Annotated in this window: 20 protein-coding genes; 9 read left to right on the top strand and 11 right to left on the bottom strand. The window is 62.7% G+C overall.

Features of this window, described 5'->3' with window-relative positions; all coding sequences use genetic code 11:
* Positions 1–209 precede the first annotated feature (209 nt).
* From RY831_RS06785 to RY831_RS06765, 5 genes are all read left to right on the top strand, one after another.
* Positions 210–1,475 (top strand): YeaH/YhbH family protein, encoded by a 1,266-nt coding sequence (locus RY831_RS06785; protein WP_326505561.1) that lies wholly within the window; start codon positions 210–212, stop codon positions 1,473–1,475.
* Complete coding sequence (locus tag RY831_RS06780; RefSeq protein ID WP_326505560.1) at positions 1,472–3,070, top strand: SpoVR family protein; 1,599 nt, start codon at positions 1,472–1,474, stop codon at positions 3,068–3,070. Before RY831_RS06785 ends, RY831_RS06780 begins: the two co-directional genes overlap by 4 nt.
* Before the next feature lie 417 nt (positions 3,071–3,487).
* Positions 3,488–4,201 carry a DUF4142 domain-containing protein gene (locus RY831_RS06775; RefSeq protein ID WP_326505559.1) on the top strand — a complete coding sequence of 238 codons (714 nt, stop codon included), beginning with the start codon at positions 3,488–3,490 and terminating at the stop codon, positions 4,199–4,201.
* Between the two features lie 87 nt (positions 4,202–4,288).
* Entirely contained in the window at positions 4,289–4,738 is a 450-nt protein-coding gene (locus RY831_RS06770) for a PA2169 family four-helix-bundle protein (protein ID WP_326505558.1), read from the top strand.
* A gap of 256 nt (positions 4,739–4,994) precedes the next feature.
* Positions 4,995–6,641, top strand: a complete 1,647-nt coding sequence (locus tag RY831_RS06765) for an NAD(P)/FAD-dependent oxidoreductase (protein ID WP_326505557.1) — start codon at positions 4,995–4,997, stop codon at positions 6,639–6,641.
* A 449-nt stretch (positions 6,642–7,090) separates the two neighbouring features.
* Here the strand turns inward: RY831_RS06765 and RY831_RS06760 are convergent, their stop codons facing one another.
* The gene (locus RY831_RS06760; protein ID WP_326505556.1) at positions 7,091–7,561 is read right to left on the bottom strand and encodes a metallophosphoesterase family protein; all 471 of its coding nucleotides are present in this window, start codon (positions 7,559–7,561) and stop codon (positions 7,091–7,093) included.
* Between the two features lie 324 nt (positions 7,562–7,885).
* Here RY831_RS06760 and cysE point away from each other — a divergent pair, with 324 nt between their 5' ends.
* The gene (cysE, locus tag RY831_RS06755) at positions 7,886–8,755 is read left to right on the top strand and encodes a serine O-acetyltransferase (RefSeq protein ID WP_326505555.1); all 870 of its coding nucleotides are present in this window, start codon (positions 7,886–7,888) and stop codon (positions 8,753–8,755) included.
* A 502-nt stretch (positions 8,756–9,257) separates the two neighbouring features.
* Here the strand turns inward: cysE and RY831_RS06750 are convergent.
* The 3 genes from RY831_RS06750 to gstA form a co-directional block, all read right to left on the bottom strand.
* The gene (locus RY831_RS06750) at positions 9,258–11,552 is read right to left on the bottom strand and encodes a two-component system response regulator (protein WP_326505554.1); all 2,295 of its coding nucleotides are present in this window, start codon (positions 11,550–11,552) and stop codon (positions 9,258–9,260) included.
* 165 nt (positions 11,553–11,717) lie between these two features.
* Positions 11,718–12,902, bottom strand: coding sequence for a patatin-like phospholipase family protein (locus RY831_RS06745; protein ID WP_326505553.1), 1,185 nt, complete (start codon positions 12,900–12,902; stop codon positions 11,718–11,720).
* A 36-nt stretch (positions 12,903–12,938) separates the two neighbouring features.
* A complete protein-coding gene (gene gstA, locus RY831_RS06740; RefSeq protein WP_326505552.1) occupies positions 12,939–13,556 on the bottom strand; it encodes a glutathione transferase GstA in 618 nt (205 codons plus the stop codon).
* Positions 13,557–13,748: 192 nt separating this feature from the next.
* Between gstA and RY831_RS06735 the strand changes: the two genes are divergently transcribed.
* Entirely contained in the window at positions 13,749–15,425 is a 1,677-nt protein-coding gene (locus RY831_RS06735; RefSeq protein ID WP_326505551.1) for a long-chain fatty acid--CoA ligase, read from the top strand.
* Positions 15,426–15,866: 441 nt separating this feature from the next.
* Entirely contained in the window at positions 15,867–17,372 is a 1,506-nt protein-coding gene (locus RY831_RS06730; RefSeq protein WP_326505550.1) for a B12-binding domain-containing radical SAM protein, read from the top strand.
* Positions 17,373–17,385: 13 nt separating this feature from the next.
* On the opposite strand, the gene RY831_RS06725 is transcribed toward RY831_RS06730, so the two are convergent.
* Both RY831_RS06725 and RY831_RS06720 read right to left on the bottom strand, forming a co-directional pair.
* A complete protein-coding gene (locus RY831_RS06725; protein ID WP_326505549.1) occupies positions 17,386–17,601 on the bottom strand; it encodes a DUF3717 domain-containing protein in 216 nt (71 codons plus the stop codon).
* Between the two features lie 75 nt (positions 17,602–17,676).
* Positions 17,677–18,504 (bottom strand): nuclear transport factor 2 family protein, encoded by an 828-nt coding sequence (locus tag RY831_RS06720; protein WP_326505548.1) that lies wholly within the window; start codon positions 18,502–18,504, stop codon positions 17,677–17,679.
* 168 nt (positions 18,505–18,672) lie between these two features.
* On the opposite strand from RY831_RS06720, the gene RY831_RS06715 reads away from it, so the two are divergent.
* On the top strand, positions 18,673–19,593 hold the full coding sequence (locus RY831_RS06715; protein WP_326505547.1) for an AraC family transcriptional regulator: 921 nt from the start codon (positions 18,673–18,675) through the stop codon (positions 19,591–19,593).
* Between the two features lie 14 nt (positions 19,594–19,607).
* Here RY831_RS06715 and RY831_RS06710 read toward each other — a convergent pair whose 3' ends face one another.
* The 5 genes from RY831_RS06710 to RY831_RS06690 all read right to left on the bottom strand — a co-directional run bounded on the left by RY831_RS06710 (position 19,608) and on the right by RY831_RS06690 (position 24,457).
* Complete coding sequence (locus tag RY831_RS06710; protein ID WP_326505546.1) at positions 19,608–20,822, bottom strand: pyridoxal phosphate-dependent aminotransferase; 1,215 nt, start codon at positions 20,820–20,822, stop codon at positions 19,608–19,610.
* Complete coding sequence (locus tag RY831_RS06705) at positions 20,813–20,956, bottom strand: hypothetical protein (RefSeq protein WP_326505742.1); 144 nt, start codon at positions 20,954–20,956, stop codon at positions 20,813–20,815. Before RY831_RS06705 ends, RY831_RS06710 begins: the two co-directional genes overlap by 10 nt.
* 34 nt (positions 20,957–20,990) lie before the next feature.
* Positions 20,991–22,208, bottom strand: coding sequence for an MFS transporter (locus RY831_RS06700; protein WP_326505545.1), 1,218 nt, complete (start codon positions 22,206–22,208; stop codon positions 20,991–20,993).
* 111 nt (positions 22,209–22,319) lie between these two features.
* Positions 22,320–22,727: an Hpt domain-containing protein gene (locus RY831_RS06695; protein WP_326505544.1), complete on the bottom strand. Its 408-nt coding sequence runs from the start codon at positions 22,725–22,727 to the stop codon at positions 22,320–22,322.
* A gap of 188 nt (positions 22,728–22,915) precedes the next feature.
* The gene (locus RY831_RS06690) at positions 22,916–24,457 is read right to left on the bottom strand and encodes a transferrin-binding protein-like solute binding protein (protein WP_326505543.1); all 1,542 of its coding nucleotides are present in this window, start codon (positions 24,455–24,457) and stop codon (positions 22,916–22,918) included.
* Between the last annotated feature and the right edge of the window lie 318 nt (positions 24,458–24,775).

Genomic DNA, 24,775 nt, shown 5'->3' with positions numbered 1-24,775 from the left:
CCTGCGAAGTCCGAGCAGCTTGCAAGCTGCGAGGTGGAAGGCCGGGATGGGGATGGGTTTGAATGCTGTTGGCTTGTAACCCATCCCCACCCTAACCCTCCCCTTGAAGGGGTGGGAACTCCAAGGTCTTGGCGAGTCGCAGTCAATGAACCGCGCTCCAGGAAGACGGATATAAGAAACAAACGCCCAACCCAGTTTCAGGAGGCATCTTGGCTCACCTCATCGACCGGCGTCTGCAAGGCAAGAACAAGTCCGCTGGCAATCGCGAACGCTTTCTTCGGCGTTACAAGGGCCAGATCAAGGACGCGGTTGCACGCGCCATCAAGGGCCGCTCGATCAAAGACATCGAGAAAGGCGAAAAAGTATCCATTCCCGTCAAGGACATCAACGAGCCCTCGTTCGGCCATACCCATGGCGGCGTCTGGGAAGTGGTCCGTCCCGGCAACAAGGAATACCAGAAGGGCGACCAGATCCAGCGTCCGAAGAGCGGCAGCGGGTCCGGCAAGGGCAAGGGCGGCAACAGCGAGGAAATCACCGAGGACGATTTCGCGTTCGAACTGACGCGCGAAGAGTTCATGAATTATTTCTTCGAAGACCTCGAACTGCCCAACCTGATCAAGACCCAGCTCAAGTCCATCACCGAGTTCAAGCAGCAGCGCGCCGGTTATACCGTGTCGGGCACGCCGTCCAACATCCATGTGCTGCGTTCGCTGCGCGGCGCTCTCGGACGCCGCATCGCGGTCGGAGCGAAGTCGCGCAAGCGGCTCAAGGAAGCGGAAGAGGAACTGGAAGCGCTGATGAAGACCGCGTTCGAGGACGATCACCGCATCCTCGCGCTGCGCAAGGAGATTCATCACCTGCGCACCCGCCTGCATGCGATTCCCTTCCTCGATCCGATCGACCTGCGCTACAGCAACCGCATCAAGGTGCCCAAGCCGTCCAGCAGCGCGGTGATGTTCTGCGTGATGGACGTGTCGGGCTCGATGGACCAGGCCAAGAAGGATGCGGCAAAGCGCTTCTTCATCCTGCTCTACATGTTCCTCGAGCGGGCGTATGAAAAGATCGAGGTGGTGTTCATCCGCCATCACACCCAGGCGACCGAAGTCACCGAGGACGAGTTCTTCAATTCGCGCGAATCCGGCGGCACCGTGGTGTCGTCCGCGCTGGTGCTGCTCGACAAGGTGATCCGCGAGCGCTATGCCAGCGGCGACTGGAACGTGTACGTCGCGCAGGCTTCCGACGGCGACAACTGGGACAACGATTCGGTGACCTGCCGCGAGCTGCTGATCAACAAGATCATGCCGCTGGTGCAGTACTACGCCTACGTGGAAATCACCGACGGCGAACCGCAGAACCTGTGGCACGAGTACACGCAGGTCCCCGACATCTGCCCGCACTTCGCGATGCAGAAAATCGAGTCGCCGGCCGACATCTATCCGGTGTTCCGTGAACTGTTCAAGAAGCAACCGAAATGACTACCGACATCATTGCGACCGAACCCACGATCAGGAAGCCTGCGCGCAAAGCTGCCGTGAAGGGCACGCGCAAGAAGGCGGCCAAGCCGTTCCGCCTGCCTGAGCAATCCGAATGGACCTTCGAGCTGGTCCAGCAGATCCATGACGAGATCCGCCGCGTGGCCGAAGGCTTCGGCCTCGATACCTATCCGAACCAGCTCGAGATCATCACCGCCGAGCAGATGATGGATGCCTACGCATCGGTCGGCATGCCGGTGTCGTATGCGCACTGGTCGTTCGGCAAGCAGTTCCTGTCGACCGAGAAGAACTACAAGCGCGGCCACATGGGACTGGCGTACGAGATCGTCATCAACTCCAATCCCTGCATCGCCTACCTGATGGAAGAGAACAGCCTGATGATGCAGGCGCTGGTGATCGCGCACGCATCCTACGGCCACAATTCCTTCTTCAAGAACAATTACCTGTTCCGCACCTGGACCGATGCTGAAGCCATCATCGATTACATGGTGTTCGCGAAGAACTATATCGCCGACTGCGAACAGCGCTACGGCATCGAAGCGGTGGAACTGCTGCTCGATTCCTGCCACGCGCTGCAGAACTACGGCGTGGACCGCTACAAGCGTCCCGCCAAGCTGTCGCTGGCGGAGGAGCGCGAGCGACAGGAAGAGCGCGAACGCTATCTGCAGTCACAGGTAAACGACCTGTGGCGCACGGTGCCGCGCCGGCAGGAAGTGGTGCAGGAAACCGGACCTTCGCGCTACCCGGCCGAGCCGCAGGAAAACCTGCTGTACTTCATCGAGAAGTCGGCGCCGCTGCTCGAACCCTGGCAGCGCGAGATCGTGCGCATCGTGCGCAAGATTTCCCAGTATTTCTATCCGCAGCGCCAGACCCAGGTGATGAACGAGGGCTGGGCGACGTTCTGGCATTACACCATCCTGAACCAGCTGTACGACGAAGGCGTGGTCGGCAACGGCTTCATGATGGAATTCCTGCAGAGCCATACCAATGTCGTGTACCAGCCGCCGGTCACCAGCCGCTACTTCAACGGCATCAATCCGTATGCGCTGGGCTTTGCGATGATGCAGGACATCCGCCGCATCTGCGAAAACCCGACCGACGAGGATCGCCACTGGTTCCCTGACATCGCCGGCAGCGACTGGAAGAAGACGCTCGACTTCGCGATGCGCAACTTCAAGGATGAAAGCTTCATCTCGCAGTACCTGTCGCCGAAGGTGATCCGAGATTTCCATTTCTTTTCGGTGCTGGATGACGACAAGAAAGACAAGCTGGCGATTTCCGCGATCCATGACGAGGCCGGTTACCGCTATCTGCGCGAGCAGCTCGCCGGGCAGTACAACCTCGGCAACCGCGAGCCCAACATCCAGGTCTGGTCGGTCGATACCCATGGCCACCGCGCGCTGACGCTGCGCCACAACCAGTACCTGCGCCGTCCGCTCAATAACCAGACCGGGGAGGTCCTGAAGCACGTGGCGCGCCTGTGGGGGTTCGACGTGATCCTGGAAACCGTCGATCCCGAGGGCAAGGTGCTGGAATCGATGGAATGCAAATGCGAGAAAAGGCAGCGCGGTAGCTGAAGCCGATTCCGGGACGGCCGCATGAAAGGGGGCGCATTGCGCTGCGGCGGATTCCGGAACGGTGGCATTGCGTTGTGAACCCTCGCATCGCGGTGCAGGCGACCGCAGCTCTTTTCATGGGCGCTTGCCGGGGCAATCCGGCAAGACTTGATGCCAAGGCGCAAGCCTTGGCATTTTTTTATGGCGGGCTCGAATCGCTACCAGGCGTTCCGCTCAGAAGTTGATGATGGATCTGTAATTTTTTCCGTCGCTCTGTACTCTCTTCCATCCCCTTACTTCCACTACGGCATTTCTATTGCGACAACAGGAGGCGAACGAGCAGGAAAGATCACTGGCATGCGGCTTGCGTTAACAGAATTTCCACATCAGGCGATGTTATCCGGTGGCGATTGCCATCACGTTCCAAGGAGATTCCAGATGCAACAACGCAAACACATCAACCGCATGCTCGGCATTGCCGCATTGGCAATGCTGTTCGGCGGCAGCTCCGTCTACGCGCAATCGACCGGCACCACCTCCGCCCAAGGCAGCGGCAGCAGCAGCGCCCAGGCTGGCTCCGGTTCCTCCTCCGCTTCCGCCGCCGCCAAGGGATCGAACGGCAGCGTCAGCAAGGCTGACCAGCGCATGATGAAAAACCTTGCTGAAGCCAACTTCGCCGAGATCGAGACCGGCAAGCTTGCGCTGCAGAAATCCCAGAACGACCAGGTCAAGGCTTATGCGCAGAAGATGATCGACGATCACACCCAGGCGCAAAAGGAACTCGAGCAGCTCGCCCAGCAGAAAGGCGTGACCCTGCCGACCGAAACCGACATGAAGCACAAGGCCGCTGCCAAGGCGCTGAGTGCGCTGGAAGGCGAGAAGTTCGACAAGATGTACATGAACCAGGTTGGCGTGCGTGATCACAAGAACACTCACCAGCTGCTGACCAAGGCGCAAAAGGATGCGAAGGACCCCGACCTGAAGGCGCTGGCCGCCAAGATGACCCCGACCGTCGACGGCCATCTGACCATGGCGCAGGAGCATACCGGCAAGAAAGGCGGCAGCTCAAGCGGCTCAAGCGGCTCCAGCGGCTCCGACAAATCCGGCGGCAGTTCTGCTTCCGGCTCCGGCAGCAGCTCCGGCTCCAAGTAAGCAGCGCGGTCAAGCGCGGCAGGCGGTCTTCGGGCCGCTGGCGCGTCCGCGCAACCGGCCACCGAATCCAACAGACGGGAGTGACATATGAATAACGACGACATCGTTTCCACCCTCAATGACCTGATCGAAACCAGCAAGGACGGCGAGGAAGGCTTCCGCACCTGCGCGGAAGATGCAAAAGATCCGACCCTGAAAACCTTTTTCTCCAACCGCGCGCAGAGCTGCGCGGCGGCGGTGATGGAGCTGCAAAGCCTGGTGCGGTCCTACGGCGGCGATCCCGAAACCACCAGCGGCCTGGGCGGCGCGCTGCATCGCCGCTGGGTCGACATCAAGTCGCTGGTCACCGGCATGGATGACAAGGCCGTGCTCAAGGAATGCGAGCGCGGCGAGGATGTGGCGGTATCGAGCTACCGCCGCGCGCTCGACAAAAGCCTGCCGGAAGAAGTGCGCTCGGTAGTCGAACGCCAGTACCAGGGAGTGCTGAAAAACCATGACCAGGTCAAGAGCCTGCGCGACCAGTACCGCAGCGCCTGACCGATCCGGTTCGAGCCGCCCAGGCGGGCAAGGGGGCAACAAGGCCCGCTTGCCCGCTTTTTCATGAGGACGCTCGCATGCCGCTCATTCGGCCCGACCCCATGGAGTAAAATACCGGCCTGCCGGCGACGCCCCTCCCATCCCGCCGGCAGCGGATTGCTGTCAGACTGCCAACGCATCGGCTCGCCGAGAGCCTGCAGGCCGTGCCCTTGCACGCATTGCGACAGTCCGCTCCCCATTTTTCCGGATTGCCCGCATGCTGCGATTGACCAACGTTATTCTTCCGCTCGACCATCCCGAAGCCGACCTCAGGGCCGCCATCCTCGACCGCCTGCAGATCGCCGATGCCGATCTCAACGGCTACACCGTCTTCCGGCGCGGCTACGATGCGCGCCGGCGCAGCGCCATCACGCTGGTGTACACGCTGGATGTCGACGTCGCCCGGGAGGATGGGGTACTGGCCCGCCTGCAGGGCGTGCCCAATGTCGTTCGCAGCCCGGACACCAGCTACAAATTCGTGGCGCAGGCGCCCGCCGCACTGCCGTCGCGGCCGGTGATCATCGGCTTCGGCCCCTGCGGCCTGTTCGCGGCGCTGATCCTGGCGCAGATGGGCTTCCGGCCCATCATCCTCGAGCGCGGGAAGGTGGTGCGGGAGCGCACCAAGGATACCTGGGGCCTGTGGCGCAAGCGCGAACTCAAGCCCGAGTCGAACGTGCAGTTCGGCGAAGGCGGCGCCGGCACCTTCTCCGACGGCAAGCTGCACAGCCAGATCAAGGATCCGAAGCATTACGGCCGCAAGGTACTGACCGAATTCGTCAAGGCCTATGCGCCCGAGGAAATCCTGTTCGTCAGCAAGCCGCACATCGGCACCTTCCGCCTGGTCAAGATGATCGAGGCAATGCGCGCGACCATCGAGTCTCTCGGCGGGGAATTCCGCTTCGAGGCCAGGGTGACCGACCTCGAGATCGACAACGGCAGGATGCGCGCGGTGATCCTGGAAAACGGCGAGCGGCTGGCTTCGGACCACGTGGTGCTGGCGGTCGGCCACAGCGCGCGCGACACCTTCCAGATGCTGTACGACCGCGGCGTCTATATCGAAGCCAAGCCGTTCTCTGTCGGCTTCCGCGCCGAGCATCCGCAGTCGCTGATCGACCGCGCCCGCTTCGGCAAGTTTGCCGGCCATCCGCTGCTCGGCGCGGCCGATTACAAGCTGGTCCATCATGCGAAGAACGGCCGCTCGGTCTACAGCTTCTGCATGTGCCCGGGAGGCACCGTGGTGGCCGCCACCTCCGAGCCGGAGCGCGTGGTCACCAACGGCATGAGCCAGTATTCGCGCAACGAGCGCAATGCCAACAGCGGCATCGTGGTCGGCATCACGCCGGACGACTATCCGAGCGATCATCCGCTGGCCGGCATCGACCTGCAGCGCGAGCTGGAGTCGCGCGCCTATGTGCTGGGTGGTCGCAACTACGATGCGCCCGGGCAGCTGGTGGGTGATTTCATCGCCGGCCGGGCGTCGACCGAATTGGGCTCTGTGATTCCTTCCTACAAGCCGGGCGTGCACCTGACCGACCTCGGCCCCTCGCTGCCCGATTACGCGATCGAGGCGATCCGCGAAGCCCTGCTGGCGTTCGATCGCCAGATCAAAGGTTATGCGATGCGCGATGCGGTGCTGACCGGGGTGGAGACGCGCACTTCTTCGCCGGTGCGCATCAAGCGCAAGGACAATTTCCAGAGCCTCAATACCGAAGGGCTGTTCCCGGCGGGCGAGGGGGCGGGTTATGCGGGAGGGATTCTTTCGGCGGCGGTGGATGGGATCAAGGTGGCGGAGGCGGTGGCGCTGAGCATGGTGGGGAGTGCGGATGCTAAGGGTGGGGGGATGGCGGGGGATATGCTGTATTGAGGTAGTGCAGGCCTCCGTGCCTGCACAAAGGCCTCTGGTCCGGAGAATGCTTGAACATTGCGCTCTCCGTGGAGGCTTGCTTCGCCGGGACTGGCCCCGGCGGGCCACCTACTTTTTTGCTTCGCCAAAAAAGTAGGCAAAAAAGGCGACCCCGCTACCGTCGCCCCTGCGGGGTTCCCAAAAGAGCGCAATGCAAAGCGGGAAGCGCGGAAACTCGCCTGCGGCTCAGACATCCGCGCTTCTTTATCCGCTTGGCATTGCGCTCTTTTGGCGTCGGCAGAGGGGGAACGTCTACAGCCTCTAAGCGGTAGCGTGGTCTCCGATAGACTCCCTTCTCCCGCAGGCGAGAGAAGGGCTGGGGATGAGGGGGCCGGCCAAACCCACATGCCTCATTGCTAGCTTAATGACGCCCCCTTTGGACTCACCCTAAATTATCTTCCACGCAAACCCTAATCCACCTCCAGCATCTCCAACTCCGCCTTCGCCACCCCGTCCCGTATATCCAAAAAACCCACCGAGATCGGCAGCCGGAAGCGGCGCGGACCAGCGCTGCCTGGATTGACGAAAAGCACGCCGCGCTCCTTCTTGACCACCGGCCGGTGCGAGTGGCCGGAAATTACCACCTTGATGCCTTCGGCGGCCGGATCGACATTCAGATCCTGCAAGTCGTGCACCACGCAGACGCGCACGCCGCCGATCTCGAGCACTTCCTTATCAGCCAGCCGCTGCGCCCACTCGCCGCGGTCATTGTTGCCGCGCACGGCAACGACAGGCGCAATCTCTCCCAGCTGTTCCAGCACGCCGGCATTGCAAATGTCGCCGGCATGAATAATGCGACTGACGCCCGACAGCGCGAAGCGCGCTTCCGGCCGCAGCAATCCGTGCGTATCGGAAATCAGTCCGATGCGATAGTTCTCCATATGATTTCGCTCAGGCAAATACGTAATGCTGTGTGAAGCGGGCCGCGGCGGCCCGCACGGGAAAAATGGAATTGTGCTCTAATGCGCTAACAGATTTCGCATATCGATATTCTCTTTTCAGTTTGACGCATGAGCTCGCAACTCGTTTCCGTGAATACTCCGGTTCTCCCGTGTTGTTGCCGATCGCGGCCCTGGATGGCAACGAACGGGTGCGTCGGCTGACGCCGTCTTTTCCCAGCTTCCCATGGCCGCAGTGTCTCACGACCTGCGGCCATTTTGTTTTTCGAGCGCCTGCCGCTTGAAACAGACGAAAGGATCCCAGTCATGAACAAGCCGTCAAGCCAGCCAATGCAGCGATTGTCGCAAGGACTTCGCCTTGCGGCGCGCCCGATCAGGATAGGCGCCGGCATTCCGCTCAAGCCGGACCGCCGCACGCCTGTCTGGGCCAATATCCTGGCGGCGGCCGACGCGCTGGCGCAGCGCGAACCCTTGCTGGCGAAGCGCCTGCAGACGCTTATCCTCGCCCACGACCGCCTCGGCGCCGGCATTGCCGCCATGCTGGCGCACCGGCTAGCCAGCGCCGACCTGGATGAAGCGGCATTGCGTGAGCTGTTCCTTCAGATTGCCGACGATGCCTTTGCGGAAAAAGTTGCAGCCGACCTGACCGCCGTCAAGGAGCGCGATCCGGCCGGCGGCGACGACTTGCACGTGCTGCTCAACTTCAAGGGCTTCCAGGCCCTGCAAACCTATCGCATCGCCCACGCCTTGTGGCAGCAGGGCCGGACCGAACTGGCCCATGCGCTGGCCAGCCAGGCCTCTGTCGTGTTTGCGGTCGACATCCATCCGGCGGCGCGCATCGGCACCGGCGTCATGCTCGATCATGGCACCGGCATTGTGATCGGCGAGACCACGGTCATCGAAGACAATGTCTCGCTGCTGCAGAACGTGACGCTGGGCGGCACCGGCAAGGAACACGGCGACCGCCATCCCAAGATCCGCAGCGGCGTGATGATCGGCGCCGGCGCGAAAATCCTCGGCAACATCGAGATCGGCACGATGAGCAAGATCGCCGCCGGCAGCGTGGTGCTGCACCCGGTGCCGCCGCATACGACGGTGGCCGGCGTGCCGGCAAGGGTGGTGCGGCGGCATGAGGATGACAGTTGTCCGTCGGTGGAGATGGATCAGAGGATTTGAGGGGGATATTTACGTAGATGGTCTTGGCGGGCCTCCTCATCCCCGGCCCTTCTCCACGAACTGGCTTGCAAGCCAGTTCGGCTACGGCAGCGCAAACCATGGTTTGCGAAACCCTGCCTTCGCCCCGCCTGCGCGAGAAGGGAGTCTATCGGAGACCATGCTAGCGCTTAGAGGCTGTAGACGTTCCCCCTCTGCCGACGTCAAAAGAGCGGGTGCCAAAGCGGATAAAGAAGCGCAGATGTTTGGGGTCGCCGAGGTGAGCCGAAGGCGAGTTTCTGCGCTTCCCGCTTTGGTACCCGCACTTTTGGGAACCCCGAAGGGGCGGCGGTGGGGGTGTCGCACCTCGGCGGCCCCCTTTCTTTGCCTACTTTCTTTGGCGAAGCAAAGAAAGTAGGTGGCCGCCGGGCCACCCCCGGCAAGCCTCCACGGAGAGCGCAATGTTCAAACCATCTCTGGACGAAAGCCCTCTGTGCAGGCACGGAGGCCTGCACTACCAAAACACTCAGGCATCAATCGTCCGCCTGCTCTGCCGCAGCAGCATCTCCGTAAACTCCTCCGCCGACACTGGCGCGCTGTAGTAAAACCCCTGCCCCGACGGACATCCATGACTCTGCAGAAAGCACCTCTGCTCATTGGTCTCCACTCCCTCCGCCAGCACCTTCAGCCGCAGGCTGTTGGCCATGGAAATGATCGCCGCCACCAGCGCCGTATCGTTGGAATCCTGCCCGATGCCGCTGACGAAGGATCGATCTATCTTCAATGCATCCACCGGAAAACGCTGCAGATACGCCAGGCTGGAATACCCGGTCCCGAAATCGTCGATCGACAGCTTGATGCCCATGTCCGACAGGATCTTCAAGGTCGCCACATTGTCTTCGGTGCGCTGCATCAGTATGCCTTCGGTGATCTCCAGGTCGAGCCGGTTGGGCGGCACGCCGGCGTCGTCCAGCGCATCGCGCACCATCTGCTCGAAGTTCGGCTGGAAGAACTGGCGCGGCGACAGGTTGACCGCCATGGTCAGGCCGCCGAAACCGCTTTCATGCCACTGCCGCAGCTGCTTGCAGGCTTCGCGCAACACCCATTCGCCGATCGGCAGGATCAGGCCGGTTTCCTCGGCGATCGTAATGAATTCGTTGCAGCCCACCGGCGCTTCGCCTTCGCGCTTCCAGCGCAGCAACGCCTCGGCAGCGAAAATGGCGCCGCTTTCGAGATCGACCTGCGGCTGGTAGTACAGCACGAATTCATTGCGGTTGAGCGCATGGCGCAAGGCGATCGTCAGCTGGTGCCTGCGCTGCGCCGCGCGGTTGAGGCTCTGGGTGAAGAACTGGAAATTGCCGCGGCCCTTTTCCTTTGCGTAGTACATCGCGGTATCCGCCGTGCGCATCAGGGTCGCGACATCCTTGCCGTCGTCGGGATACATGCTGATGCCGATGCTGCCCGACACATGCAGCTCGTGATCGCCGCAGTGGAACGGCGCATCGAGCGCGTCCAGCACCTTCTGCGCGACGAGGGCGACGTCCTGGCCGCCGCCCACCAGCGGCAGGGCCAGCACGAACTCATCGCCGCCCAGGCGCGCCACGCTGTCGCCCTCGCGCACGCAGTGCAGCAGGCGCCTGGCAACGTCGCGCAGCAGGCTATCTCCTACCTGGTGGCCGAGAGAATCATTGATGTGCTTGAAATAGTCGAGGTCGATGAACATCAGGGCGACCAGGGTATGCGTGCGCGCCGCATGGGACAGCGCCTGCTGCAGCCGGTCCTGCAGCAGCACCCGGTTCGGCAGGCCGGTCAGCACGTCGTGATCGGCCATGTAGCGGATGCGTTCCTCGGCCTGCTTGCGTTCGGTGAGATCGAGTACGAAGGCCACCCCGGATTGCTGGCGCTTGCTGATGACGGTGCCGCCGACCAGGATGGGCACGCGGCTGCCATCCTTGCGCAGATACTCCTTCTCATACGGCGCGAAGCTGCCGCTGGTGCGCAATTCGCTCCATGCACGTTCGCTGATCTCGCCGTACTCCGGCGGCGTGAGCGTATCCCAGCGCACGCGGCCCTGCTTCACGTCTTCCTGGTTGTAGCCGAGCAGCCGCAGGAAGGCATCGTTCGCTTCCACCACCAGGCCGTCGACCGACCAGAAATAGATGGCAATGATGTTGGCTTCCACCAGCCGGCGCATGCGTACCTCGCTGCGCCTCAGGTTTTCCTCGACGCGCGCGCGCTCGCTGATTTCCGCGGTCAGCATGGCATTGGCATGGGCCAGTTGCTCGGTGCGCTGGGCGACCCGCTCCTCGAGCATTTCGTACGCATGCTGCAGGTAGGATTCGATCTGTCGCCGCAGCGCGCTTTCATGCTGCAGCGCCGCTTCCAGTTCGTCCAGGCGGCGGCGCGCCGCATGCAGCGAAAGAAGGGTGTCGATGCGCGCCAGGGCCGCATCCGGTTCCAGCGGCCGGGCGAGATGGTCGGCCGCGCCGGACTGCAGGCAGCGCGTAGCGTCGGCGCGGGGATGTTCGGTCATCAGCAGCACCGGGACCTTGTGCAGCCGTTCATCATCCTTGAAGGCCCTGCAGGCCGTGAATCCATCGAGTCCGTCCGGTCCACGCTGCGCCGCATCGAGCAGGACGAGATCGGGAACGGCAAGGCCGGCTTGCCGCAGCGCCTGTTCGCCGTCGGGCGCAACGAGCACCCGGTGTCCCCGGCATTCGAGCGCATGCCTGAGCGCTGTGAGGTCGGGCGCATCGGGCAGGTCGGCTCCTGCCATCAGGATGAGGTGTCCGGAGTCCGATGGGCCGGCTGCTTCGGTCATGTACGGGCCCTCGCGGCGGGTGCCGCCGGCAGGCAACCGGAGTGAAGGTGCGATGGCTTTGTGCGTTGCAGGTTCATGGGCGGAGTGTCTGCAGGCAAGAAAAAATCCTGCCGGCGTTGCAAACAATGCAAATTTAGACGCGGCACCGCCGCCCGAGTTCAGGAGTCATGCCCTGGCGGCATCGGCTCCGGGTCTTTGCGCTTCTTCCTGCGCGTCCGCGGGCGGAATGTCATGCACCAGGATGCCGGCGCCTTCCGGCGACTGCTGCCGCCAGGCACCTTCGCCGATGGCGCGCAGGGCGTCGCGATAACCCTGTTCCCAGCGCCATTCGATCGAGCCGCGCGAAAAATTGATGTCCTTGGAAGCCATCTGCCAGTCGCGTCCCGCATAGGCCAGGCGCACGATGTGCACCGTGCTGTCGGCGCCGACGGCATCGATCTGGCGTCGCTCCTCGTCGCTCAGCGCGTCGCTCGGCAGCTTGTCGCGCAGCATGCGCACCATGCGGCGCAGCTTGTGCCCGCGCAGGTAAGCATCGATGTGCCGCTGCGAGCGGGAAGCGAACATCACGTCCTTCTGCCGCGTCTGTACCTGCTCCAGCGTCTTCGGCTCGGGTCCGTCCGCGCTCCACAGGTCGACCATGAAGCAGGTGGTATCGATGCGCGGCTCGTCGGCCAGCAATGTTTCCAGCGGGGTATTCGAATACAGGCCGCCGTCCCAGTACAGGTGGCCGTCGATTCGCACCGGCGGAAAGCCGGGCGGCAGTGCGCCGCTGGCCAGGATGTGCTTGAGCGTCATCCGCCGCGATGCGCTGTCGAAATTGTCGAGCTGGCCGCAATCGACCCGGATCGCGCTGACGGTCAGCCGGATGCCGCTGCCGCCGCCGATGCCATTGATGCAGTCGAAATCCACCAGCCCGGCCAGGGTCTTCTCGAGGGGCGCGGTGTCGAAGAAGCTGGCGGCCTCCGGCGCCACCGGCCAGCCGGCGGCAAAGGGATTGCACCAGCGCGGCGAATAGAAGCCCTGCACCCCCTGGGTGAGGGCGCTCATGGTATTGAACATGATATTGAACTGGCGAACCGGGTCGGGCACGCGGCGCATGTCGAGCAGGTCGTTCTGCGCCACCTCGTCCCAGAACTGCCGGAGCCGTGTCACGCGCTGGCTGCCGCGGTTGCCGGCGATCAGCGCCGCATTGATGGCGCCGATCGAGGTGCCGATGACCCAGTCGGGCGTCAGTCCATGTTCGTCCATCGCCTGGAACACGCCGGCCTGATAGGCTCCCAGGGCGCCGCCGCCCTGCAGCACCAGCGCGATGCGTGGCCGCGCGGCAATTGGCTTGACCGTGGCTGTCATGGTTTCCCTCCCTCTGCGTTGTGCCGGTTTCGGCGCTTACTGCTGCGGTTTCATCAAGCCTTCGGCCTGCAGGGCCGCGTGAACCGCCGGCCGCGCACCGGCGCGGTCGAAGAACGCCTGCACCTGCGGCCAGCGGCCAAGATCGATCTTCATCGCGCCCGCCCAGCGCAGCACGGTGAACAGATAGGCATCGGCCACGCTGAACTGCTCGCCGGTCAGGTAAGACTTGCCTTGGAGCTTCTGGTCGACGAAGTCCAGCCGCGAGGAGATGGTATCGAGTGCGGCCTTCTTTGTTTCCTCCGGTGTGTTCGGCTTGAACAGCGGGGAAAAGCTCTTGTGCAATTCAGTCGAAATGAAATTGAGCCATTCGACCAGGTGATACCGTTCCAGCGTGCCGGCCGGCGGGACGAGCCGCTTGTCGGGATGCTGGTCCGCCAGGTACTGCACGATGGCCGGACCCTCGGTCAGCACGTCGCCGTTGTCGAGCTGCAATGCGGGCACATAGCCCTTGGGGTTGATTGCGCGGTAATCATTGCCGCCGGCGGTGGTCTTGTCCGCAAGATTGACCTTTTCCCTGTCGAAGCCGATGCCAAGCTCGTGCAGGACGATATGCGGCGACAGCGAGCAGGCGCCCGGCGAAAAATAAAGTTTCATGGAGAATCTCCTTGTGGTTGCCGGCCGGTCGCTGGTGGTCCTGGCCGGAAGGGAAGCACGGGTTTAATCCGCGTCAAATTGTGAAGCCTTTGACATTCCCAATAGTAGTTCAGGGTGCAGAATCCTGCTGTTGGATGCGGCAACAGACATGCCCTTATAATCACCAGACACCATAAAAACCGGACGGAGACAATGAACACGCTTCACTATGCCCATTGGCCGGCAGGCATGCCGCGCGCCATCACCACGCCCGATACCAGCGTCTACGCCAACCTGCAGGTCTCGGCCCTGCGCTATCCGAACAAGCCGGGCATCATCTTCTACGATACCGTGCTGACCTATGCGCAGATCCATGAACAGGTGCTGGCGCTGGCCGGCTACCTGCAGCAGGTCTGCGGCGTGCAGCGCGGCGACCGCGTATTGCTGGACATGCAGAACAGCCCGCAGTTCATCATCAGCTATTACGCGGTCATGCGCGCCGATGCGATGGTGGTGCCGGTCAATCCGATGCTGATGACCGATGAGCTGCAGCATTACGTGGAAGACAGCGGCGCCAAGGTGGCGCTGGCATCGCAGGAAATTTTTGCGCGCATCGCGCCGCTGATCGGCAAGACCTGCCTGTCGCACGTCGTCGCGGCCGCCTACTCCGATTACCTGATCGCGCCGACCGAACTCAACGTGCCCGATTTCGTGCGCGCACCCTATGCGGTGCCGGCCATGCCGGGCGTGACGCCATGGAAGGAAGCGCTGGCCGCCGGCCACGCGCCCGGCCCGCACCAGGTCGGTCCCGATGACCGCGCCTGCATGCCCTATACCTCGGGAACCACCGGCAAGCCCAAGGGCTGCGTGCATACTCACCGTTCGGTGATGTTCAATGCCGTCGCCAGCCCGACATGGTCAGGCCCGATGGCGCCCGACCATGTGACGCTCGCGGTGCTGCCGTTCTTCCACGTGACCGGCATGCAGTCGGTGATGAATGCGATGATCTACACCGGCGGCACCATCGTGGTGCTGCCGCGCTGGGACCGCGACGCGGCCGGGCAGCTGATCACCCGCTACAAGGTCACCACCTGGACGCTGATCCCGACCATGATGATCGACTTCCTGTCCAATCCGCGCCTGGGCGAGTACGACATCTCGAAGCTGCAGCGTGTCTCCGGCGGCGGCGCGGCGATGCCGGCGGCGATCGCGCAGAAGCTCCTGCAGCTGACCGGCCAGACCTACATGGAAGGCTATGGCCTGTCGGAGACCATGGCGGCTTCGCATGTCAATCCGCCCGGCCGCATGAAGCAGCAATGCCTGGGAGTGCCTTACCTGAATGTCGATGCGCGCATCGTCGATCCGGTCACCCTCAAGGAAGTGCCGCAGGGAGAGAACGGCGAGATCTGGATCCATGGCCCGCAGGTTTTCCAGGGTTACTGGAACGATCCGAAGAAGACCGCGGAAGCCTTTGCCGAACTCGACGGCAAGCGTTTCTTCCGCTCCGGCGATCTCGGCTACATGGACGAGGAAGGCTTCTACTTCTTCACCGACCGCCTCAAGCGCATGATCAATGCCAGCGGCTTCAAGGTGTGGCCGGCGGAAGTGGAGTCGATGATGTACCAGCATCCGGCGGTGCAGGAATGCTGCATCATCGCCGCGCGCGATCCTTACCGCGGCGAGACCGTCAAGGCGGTGATCGTGAAGCGGCCAGGGGCCGACGCCGGTGCCGAGGACATCATCAAGTGGGCGCAGGAAAAGATGGCTGCCTACAAGGTGCCGAAGATTGTCGAATTCGTCGATGCGCTGCCGAAGTCGGCCACCGGCAAGGTGATGTGGCGGAGTCTGCAGGAGAAGGAGATGGCGGCGCAGGAGGCGGCGAAGGTGTGAAAAGCGGTTTAAGCAGGTGGAGCCGCATTAATAAATTCATGCCTTGAAGCTGATCACTAATCGCAATTTGCCAAGACATCGAAACTCCCTCCCCTTCAAGGGGAGGGCTGGGGTGGGGATGGGGTCCAAATGGCATACTGATCGCTGTCATAATCCATCCCCATCCCAACCTTCCACCTCGCAGCTTGTAAGCTGCTTGGACTTCACAGGCGCAATGCATGCATTGCGAATTCCCTGTTACGTCCCCTTGAAGGGGAAGGAGCACAGAGGTCTTGCAAACTTGTGAGGCAAATTTCAATCTCACGATGCAAGCGTTTCGTAGCAGAAGTCTTTTATTTTGCCGAGTCGAAGTAACTCCGAGCGAACGCTGAACCCTCAGCTCTTACGTCTCCATCCCCCCGCCCGGCGTAAAATAGCAGTTCTTCCTCCCGCTGTTTCCAAATGACCATCCTGCTGTCCACCCTCAACGCCCGCTACACCCATGCCTCGCTGGGCCTGCGTTACCTGCTTGCCAACATGGGCGAGCTGCGGGACATCACCCTGCTGCAGGAATTCGTGATCGGAGCCAAGACCGCCGACGTGGTCGAGCGCCTTCTCGTGCATCGTCCGCGCATCATCGGTTTCGGCGTCTACATCTGGAATGTCGAGGAAACCACGCGGGTAGTGGCACTGCTCAAGCGGGTTGCACCGGAGGTGGTCATCGTGCTCGGCGGGCCGGAAGTGTCGTACGAGCCGCAGGAGCAGCGCATCGTGCAGCTGGCCGATTATCTCGTCACCGGCTGGGGCGACGTTACCTTTCCGCAGCTGTGCCGCCAAATTCTAAACGGCCCCAAGCCGCTGATGAAGATCCATGCCGGCGCGCAGCCGCCGCTCGACGAGATCGCCATGCCCTACGGCCTCTATAGCGACCAAGACATCGCCCACCGCACGCTGTATGTCGAAGCATCGCGCGGCTGCCCGTTCAAGTGCGAGTTCTGCCTGTCCTCGCTCGACAAGACCGCCTGGCCCTTCGATCTCGACAACTTTCTCGGCGAGCTGGAAAGCCTGCATGCACGCGGCGCGCGGCTGTTCAAGTTCGTCGACCGCACCTTCAATCTCAACATCAAGTCCAGCCTGAGGATCATGCAGTTCTTCCTCGACAAGCTGGCGGCCAGTCCCGACGACCCGGTGTTCGCGCATTTCGAGGTGGTGCCCGACCATCTTCCGGATGCGCTCAAGGAAGCCATCCGGAAGTTCCCGCCCGGAACGCTGCAATTCGAGATCGGCATCCAGAGTTTCAATCCGGAGGTGCAGTCCACTATCAGCCGCAAGCAGAACAACGACAAGTCGGCCGACAACATCCGCTGGCTGCGCGAGCATTCGCACGCCCATCTCCACGTGGACCTGATCGCCGGCCTGCCGGGCGAGGATATCGATAGTTTCGCGCAGGGCTTCGACCGGCTGGTGGCGCTGGCGCCGCACGAGATTCAGTTCGGCATCCTCAAGCGCCTGCGCGGCACGCCCATCATCCGCCATACCGAAGCCTTCGGGCTGGTGTTCGATCCGTATCCGCCGTACAGCATTCTTGCTACCGACCGCATCGACTTCGCCGCCATGCAGCGGCTGGTGCGCTTTGCGCGCTACTGGGACCTGGTGGCCAACTCGGGGCGTTTCGCCAACACGCTGCCGGCGATCCTGGGCGATGCGCCGTTCGCCAATTTCATGGCGCTGTCGGACTGGCTGTATGCGCATACCGATGCCACCCACCGCATCGCGCTCGACAAGCTGGCGGCGCTGGTGGCGCAGTGGCTGGGCAGCCGCGGCATGGACGGCAAGGAAGCAGAGGCGCTGGTCGGCAGCGACTATGCGGGACAGGCGCACAAGGCCAGGCCGGAGACCGAAAAGGCGGAAAGGAAGGGCAAGGCGGACGCCGCGCCGCAGCGGCAGGCGCGGCATCTGGCGGCTTGATTATTGTTGCCGATTATCCTTGCTGCGCGCGCCAGTTTTCGAGTACCTGGCGCGTCGGCGCATCGAGGCTGTCGAGCGGAAGAGAGCGCGAACGATTGAAGATCATGATCGCGTAGACGGTGGCAAGCAGGTCGACTTCCGGCGACAGCGCGCGTTCTTCGCCGGTCGAAGGACGCAGCGCGCGCCAGTAATTGATCGCCTGTTCCAGTTCGGGGAGTGTGATGTCCATCCGCGTATTGTAAAACACCGGGACGGGCAGGGCCCCAGCCTGCGGGAACCGCGGCAGGAACCCGGTTCATGCCAATCAGAACTTGCCGTTCCTGTTCTTCCATTCCGATTGCGGCGGGATGGCCTCGATCGTGTCCCAATGCTCGACGATCTTGCCGTTCTCGACGCGGAACAAATCGTAGAACGAGGTCCATTTTCCGGCGAAGCTGCCTTCGCTGACAATCAGCACGAAATTGCCTTCGCCCAGTACCCGGTGGATGCGGTCGTATTTCATCGTGATGCCTTGCTTGGCCATCGCCTGCAGGGCGGTGGCAAGGCCGGACAGCCCGTTGCCGATCTGGGGATTGTGCTGGATGTAGTTCTCGCCTTCGATATAGCTGCCCAGCTTTTCCATGCGGCCATTGACCAGGATGTCGTCGACGAAGCTGCGAACCAGCTCCTTGTTTTGCGCAGTCTTTTCCAGGTCCTTGGAAGCTGTCGGCCCGTCGATCATGGTATTGCCGCTGGGGTTGGGCGAAGCGGGCGTCTCCTGCAGGTTATCCCAATGCTCGACAATCTTCCCATTCTCGAAGCGGAAGATGTCGAAGCCGATTTTCGGTCCGAAGAAGTTGTAGTCAGTGTGTGCGAAGACGAAATCGCCGTCGCCGAAGACCCGGACCGTATTCACTTTCGCGCTGCCTTTCGGAAGCTGCTGCAGCACCGCGCCGAAACCGGCCAGGCCGTCGCCCACCGCCAGGTTGTGCTGGATGTACTTGTCCGGATTGATGTATGAAACCGGCTTCGGATCTCCGGTTTCGATACTCTTGAGCAGTTCAACGACTTGTTTTTTTTGAATGGCGGAGACTTCGCTTTCCTGTTGAACGGGATCGGCACCGCCGGCGCAGGCGGTAAGGGCGATTGTCATGGCAGCGAAGCCGGTAGCGGAAATAAATTGAGATAGTCGGAAATTCATAGGTGTCCCAGAGAGCGGTTGAGTTATTAAATATTGGAAACTGCACTGGTAAGTATAGGAATCTGGATTGATTAATCACGGTACAATCAAGCCATTGAATGGTAGATTTCGGACAATCTCATGGGTGCCATCAAAACCGGGAGTTCGGAAATCCAGCGCATCGGCTATCTTCCCTCTGGCGATTATCAGCTTGACCTGGAAGTGTTCTTGATCGAGGAATTAAGGCGTCGTGTCGACAGCGCCAAGCTGCGAGCGCCGCAGCGCATCGAGTTTTATCAGCTGATCTGCGTTTCCGAAGGCACCTGCGTGCATACGGTCGATTTCAAGCCGGTAAGGTGCGAACCGGGCACCCTGCTGATGCTGCGCCCGGCGCAGGCCCAGCAGTTCGGCGCCGAAACCGACTGGAACGGCTGGATCGTGATCTTTCGCCCGGAGTTCCTGCTGCCGTTGAAGACGGACGGCGTCCTGTCGGACATGAAGATGACGGTGGATCTGGAAGCGCTGCCGAATGCCTTGCAATTGAACGAAGACGAAGCCCAGGCCCTAGCCTCGACCATGATGCAGATGCACAGGGACACGGCATCGCCTGCCTCGTCCGACCTGCATAACCTGCTGCGGCACCAGCTCTATGCACTGCTGCTGCGCCTGAAGATCTTTCATGGACAGGAGGAAGCCAGGAAGGGGACCACCTCCGCGACCCTGACGCGCTTCAAGCGATTTCAGCTGCTGGTCGAGCGCAATTTCAGCCAATGGCATCAGGTGGCCGACTATGCCAAGGTGATCGGATGTTCGGAAAAAAGCCTGAACCGCGCGGTGTCGGACACTGTCGGCATGACCGCGAAAGTCTTCATTGCGTCACGCATCAACCTGGAAGCGAAGCGCTTGCTGGCGCATACCGCCATGCCGATCGGCCTGATCAGCGATCAGGTCGGATTTGATGAGGCGACGAACTTCGTGAAGTTTTTCAAACGGGAGGTTGGCTGCTCGCCGGGAGATTTCCGCCGCCAATACGCGGGAAGCCGGCAGGGCAGGGACGGCTGATGCCCGCAGCCAGGTCAGCGGCGCAGGAATTTTTCCAGCCGCTGCGCGCCGTCTTCCAGCCGGTCGAGAGAACTGGCGAAGCACCAGCGGATATAGCCTTCGCCTTCGGGGCCGAAGGCGCTGCCCGGCGCAAGGCCTAGCCGCGCTTCGACCACCAGCCGCTTGCACAGGTCGAGCGTATCCCCGGCGCCGTCGACCCGGAAGAACAGGTACATCGCGCCCTTGGATTTCGGCGCGCTGATGCCCGGCATGGCATTGAGCCGCGCATGCAGGAAGTCGCGCGCCGCGCGATAGCGTTCCACGGTATGCGCAATGATTTCCTCGCCGCGCTCGACGGCAACGATGCCGCCGCGTTGCGCGAAGCCAGGCGCGCAGGAGGTGTTGTACTCGATCAGCTTGCCGAGATCGGCCATCATGGGTTCCGGCGCGATCACCCAGCCGAGGCGCCAGCCGGTCATCAGCCACGACTTGGAAAAGCTGTTGGCCGAGACGATGCGGTCGTCGGGATGGGCGAGGTCGAGGAAGGACGGCGCGCAGGCACGCATATCGGGCGCGCCGGGTGTGTCGTAGACCAGGCGTTCGTAAACGTCATCGGCAAGAATCCAGATGCCATGCCGGCGGCAGTGGGCCAGGATGATTTCCTGCTGCTCCCGCGTGATCACCCAGCCGGTCGGGTTGTTGGGCGAGTTCAGCAGCACGGCACGGGTGCCGGGCGTGAGCGCGTCGAGCAGCTGCTGCACATCCAGCTCCCAGGTCTGGCCGAAACGCAGCGGCACCTTGACCACTTCGGCGCCGAGGATCTTCGGAATCTCGACCAGGTTAGGCCACAGCGGCGTGACGGCGACGACCCGGTCGCCGGGATTGACAATGAGCTGCGACAGCAGCATCAGCGCCGACACGCCGGACGACGTGACTGCCACGCGGCCCGGCTCCACCGGCCGGTGCAGCGCGGAGACATAGTTCGCGATCGCTTCGCGCAGCGGCGCAATGCCGAAGTTGTGGGTGTAGAAGGTGTCGCCCGCATCCAGCGCCTGCTTGGCCGCGTCGCGGATGAATTCCGGCGTCTGCTGGTCCGGTTCGCCGAACCAGAAGGGTAGCACGCCTTGCATGCCGATGCCGGCATTGGCGACTTCGCGGATGCGCGAGGCCCCCAGGCTTTGCACGACGGCGCGGGCGGACGGCAGTGCGGCGGACAGCGCAGCGGAAGGCGCGGATGGATTCAGAAGCATAGGATGATGCGGTTGGCGAGATCGAAGACGAAGGAAGGCCGCAGGTAACCGACGAAGGCCAGCGCCAGCACCGCCGCCAGCACGGCGCCGAGCAGCAGGCGGAGCAGGCGGGAACGCATGGCGACGGTATTCATGATGCCTCCGGCTTCAGGTTTTGGGTTTCGGGCTTCAGGCCAATGCCGGCTGCTGCCGAACGATGGCTTTTTCATTGATCGGCAGGTTCACCAGCGCGGCGAATACGCCGAGCGCGATGATGATGCCCCATACGGTGTTGTAACTGCCTTCGAGCGTGAACAGGTAGCCGCCGAGCCAGACGCCGAGAAAGCTGCCGACCTGGTGCGAGAGGAACACGAAGCCCGACAGCATCGACAGGTATTTGACGCCGAAGATGCCGGCGATCACGCCATTGGTCAGCGGTACGGTGGACAGCCACAGCAGGCCCATCGCGCAGGCGAACACATAGACCGAGGCCGGCGTCAGCGGTGCCAGCAGGAACAGCGAAATCACCACTGCGCGGGTGAAGTAGATCGAGGACAGCAGATAGCGCTTGGGCAGCTTGCCGCCGAGCTTGCCGGCGTAATAGGAGCCGAAGATGTTGAACAGGCCGATCAACGCCAGCGCCATCACGGCGACATTCGGATCCATGATGCCCTTGTCCTTCAGGTAGGACGGCATGTGCACGCCGATGAAGACCACCTGGAAGCCGCAGACGAAATAGCCGGCCACCAGCAGCAGGAAGGGACGGTAGGCGAAAGCTTCGCGGGTGGCTTCCATGATGCTCTGTTCGGTGCCGTTCGATCTTTCCGCCGGCATCTCGCGCAGGAAGAAGGCCATCGGCACCATCACCAGCGCCACCATCGCGGCGAGGATATAGAAGGCGTTCTGCCAGCCGGCCTGGGCGATGAGCTGCTGCTCGACCGGCATCATCACGAACTGGCCGAAGGAACTGGCCGCGGAAGAAATGCCGAAGGCCCAGGAGCGCCGCGATTCCGGTGCTGCCCGTCCGATGATGCCGCTGACCGCACCGAACGCGGTGCAGGCCAGCGCCGCGCCGCCGAGCACGCCGGAGCCGATGACGAAGGCGGCCGGCTGCGACACCACGGCCATCCAGACGAGGCCGCCGACGTAGAAGGCCGCGCCCGCCAGCACCACGCGCGCGGTGCCGATGCGGTCGGCCGCCATGCCGGCGAAGGGAGCGAACACGCCCCACATCAGGTTTTGCAGCGCCAGCGCCAGCGAGAAGGGTTCACGCGTCCAGCCATATTCCTGTGAAATCGGCTGCAGCCAGAAACCGTAGCCGTGGCGCACGCCCATGGCGAGCGTGAGGACCAGTCCGGAGGCGATCAGGACGGTTTTCAGTTGCGGAGGGCGTGTGGCTGTCAGCATGGCTAAATCTCGGCGCGAAGGGAAAATCGAGTGTAGCGCAAAGCCGTGAAGCATGTGGCCTGCCGGTTTGACCGGGCCTGTTGGGGTGCGGATGCGGACGGAAACCAGCCGTCAGGGCTGGGACAGGCGCTGTGCGGCGAGCCATGTCCGCATGTCGGCAAGGCCCTCCTGCAGTGCCTGCGCGGTGGCATCGAACAGGGTTTCGATGGCGTCATCCGCAGCGGTGTCCCCCGGTTGCAGGCCCAATGCCTGCTCGGTCGCCAGGGCCGCCGCCGCGAAACGCCGCAGGCCGAAGGAGCCGAGCGAGCCGCGCACCGTGTGCAACTGACGGGCCGCATTGCCGGCCTTGCCTTCCTGCCACGACTGCCGGGCGGCATCGAACGGGGCGGTGCCGTTGCGCAGTATCGAATCGAGCAAATCGAACACCATGGCTGTGTGTTCCTGGCCATCCTGCATCAGCAGCAGGAGCTGGGTCGGATCGAAGGCGGGTGTTGAGGAAAACTTGGACGCAGCGGACACGATAAGCGGGATGAAAACAAGACAGCCCCATCATACACGCGGACCTTGCGCGAGCGCATGCAACAATCGGCCTGGCAAGCGGCCCCTGAAAAAAGAAACCGCGGAAGCTTGCGCTGCCGCGGTGGAGTTGCTGCCTGGTGCCGCACCGGCTGCGGTGCGGCGACTTCACTTATTGTTGTTGACCTGACTTATCGGGATCCGGGGGCTGCCGCCATGAATCCGCCCACCACCATCTGGCCGGTTGCAGGGTTGGTCATCCGGAAGGTGCCGCCCATTTCCGCCGGTGCGCCGTTGGCCACCGGTCCGAAGTAGCGTCCGCCGACGCCGCCGCTCAAGTTGCCGGCGGTCACGGTACCGGTCAGGTAGTTGGCGACGTTGGTGTTGGCCGCGCCCATGTTGACGGTCGTGCGGAACGCGACCGGCACTGCCACGCTGTTCTCTTCATTGGTGTTGGTGTTCTGCACCTCTACCGTGACCTGGCGGGTGGCGAAGTTCACGGTGATCGTCGCCGTGCCGCGGAACACCGATGGATCCGCTGAAGAGTTGGGCGAGTACCAGCCGTAGGAGAAGCCGGTGTAGGTGAACGTGCCGGTCGACGGCACGGCAGCCGGATCGGTGACCGCGCCGTAGGCTACGACGCCGCGGCGGTTCTTGTTGTGCTCGTTGCCGGCCCTTGCCCACTCCTCGATGATCACCGTGTCCTGCGTCACCCAGGCGCCGAGGTTGGCGTAGCGCAGGCTCCAGTTGTCGAAGCCGCGGTAGCCCTTGGAGCCGGGGAAGGGGATGCCGATGCCATTTCCGCCATCCAGCCATGCCGGGGTGGAACCGGGGGTCGCATTGCCGGAATGGATGTCGCCGTCTTCATGCAGGCGGGTTGCATACAGATTGTCCGGCGCGGCGGTATTGCCGGTTCTCCATTCGCCCGGGGTCAGGCGCGGGCCGGTGGTTTCCACGGTCGGGCAGGAGGTGACGCCGGGGCCGCAACGCGACGGATCGGCGCGCGGGAAGTAGCGGTTGTTCGCATAGTTGGCCTGGGTCGCGGCCGGGCCGAGCGTTGCGAAGTTGTAGTAGTTGAGATCGGTCGGGGCGGGCAGCGCGGCGGAGGAAACCGTGCCGTCCGCCGCCAGGATGGTGCGTCCCTGGGTGGTGTTGAAGGTTTCGACGATGGGCGGACGGTCAACCCTGTTGTCCCAGGACAGGCCGAGATTGCGCAGGATGACGATCGGCGCGGAAGGCGTCGCGCTGGCATCCACCTTGGAAATACGGATTTCGGCATGGCCGCCGGAAGCCGGGGCGAAGCCGGATGCCCCGGTCCTGACGACGATCGGGTTGGCGAGGTCGCTGGTGGACTGGCCATAAGCCTGCACGCCCGAACTGGTCAGCGTGATGTCGTTGTCGGTGCGGATGATGGAATCGCCGCTGCACTGGACGGTCGCGCCGCCAGGGCAGGACATGACCATGGACGCGGTCGAGGAAACCGGCGGCACCGCGGTGGACGGCGTGCCGGTGTCGGGCGTGGTACCGCCGGGCGTGGTACCGCCTGGAGTCGTGCCGCCCGGCGTTGTACCGCCCGGCGTTGTACCGCCCGGCGTTGTACCGCCTGGAGTGGTCGTACCGGGAGAAGGGGCGGCGCTGTCGCTTCCGCCTCCACCGCCGCAGGCAGACAGGAAGCCTGCCGCAAGCAGCGCCAGGCAAAGCGGTTTCAGATTCAGGCCGAATGTTTTCATCATGTTCTCCCAGTATCGCGGTACCGTGCCGGCGCCGTCGGTGTTGGCTTCATTGTTGGAAATCGTCGTTGGTTTAGGCTGCGATCGGCAAGGCCGGTAAACCGCTACCCTGGAAATCACCGCGCCGCTGTGTTCCGCAGTGTTATCGCATGTGCCGCAGGCACTGCATGTATTGCAGATGCGATGCTTCATGCATCGTGTCATCTTGCCGCGCTTTAATTGCCGTAGTCTTGATCAGCGTTAAGCATTCCATTGAGAATCCTCAGGCAAAGCACGTCATTGCCGCCGCCTGGCGTCGGAAATTGCACCATCTTTGAAACG

Origin of the sequence: Noviherbaspirillum album (assembly GCF_035916955.1) — a bacterium.
Lineage (GTDB): Bacteria > Pseudomonadota > Gammaproteobacteria > Burkholderiales > Burkholderiaceae_D > Noviherbaspirillum > Noviherbaspirillum album.
Note: the sequence above shows the minus strand (reverse complement) of the source record. Positions and strands in the feature narration are given on the sequence as shown.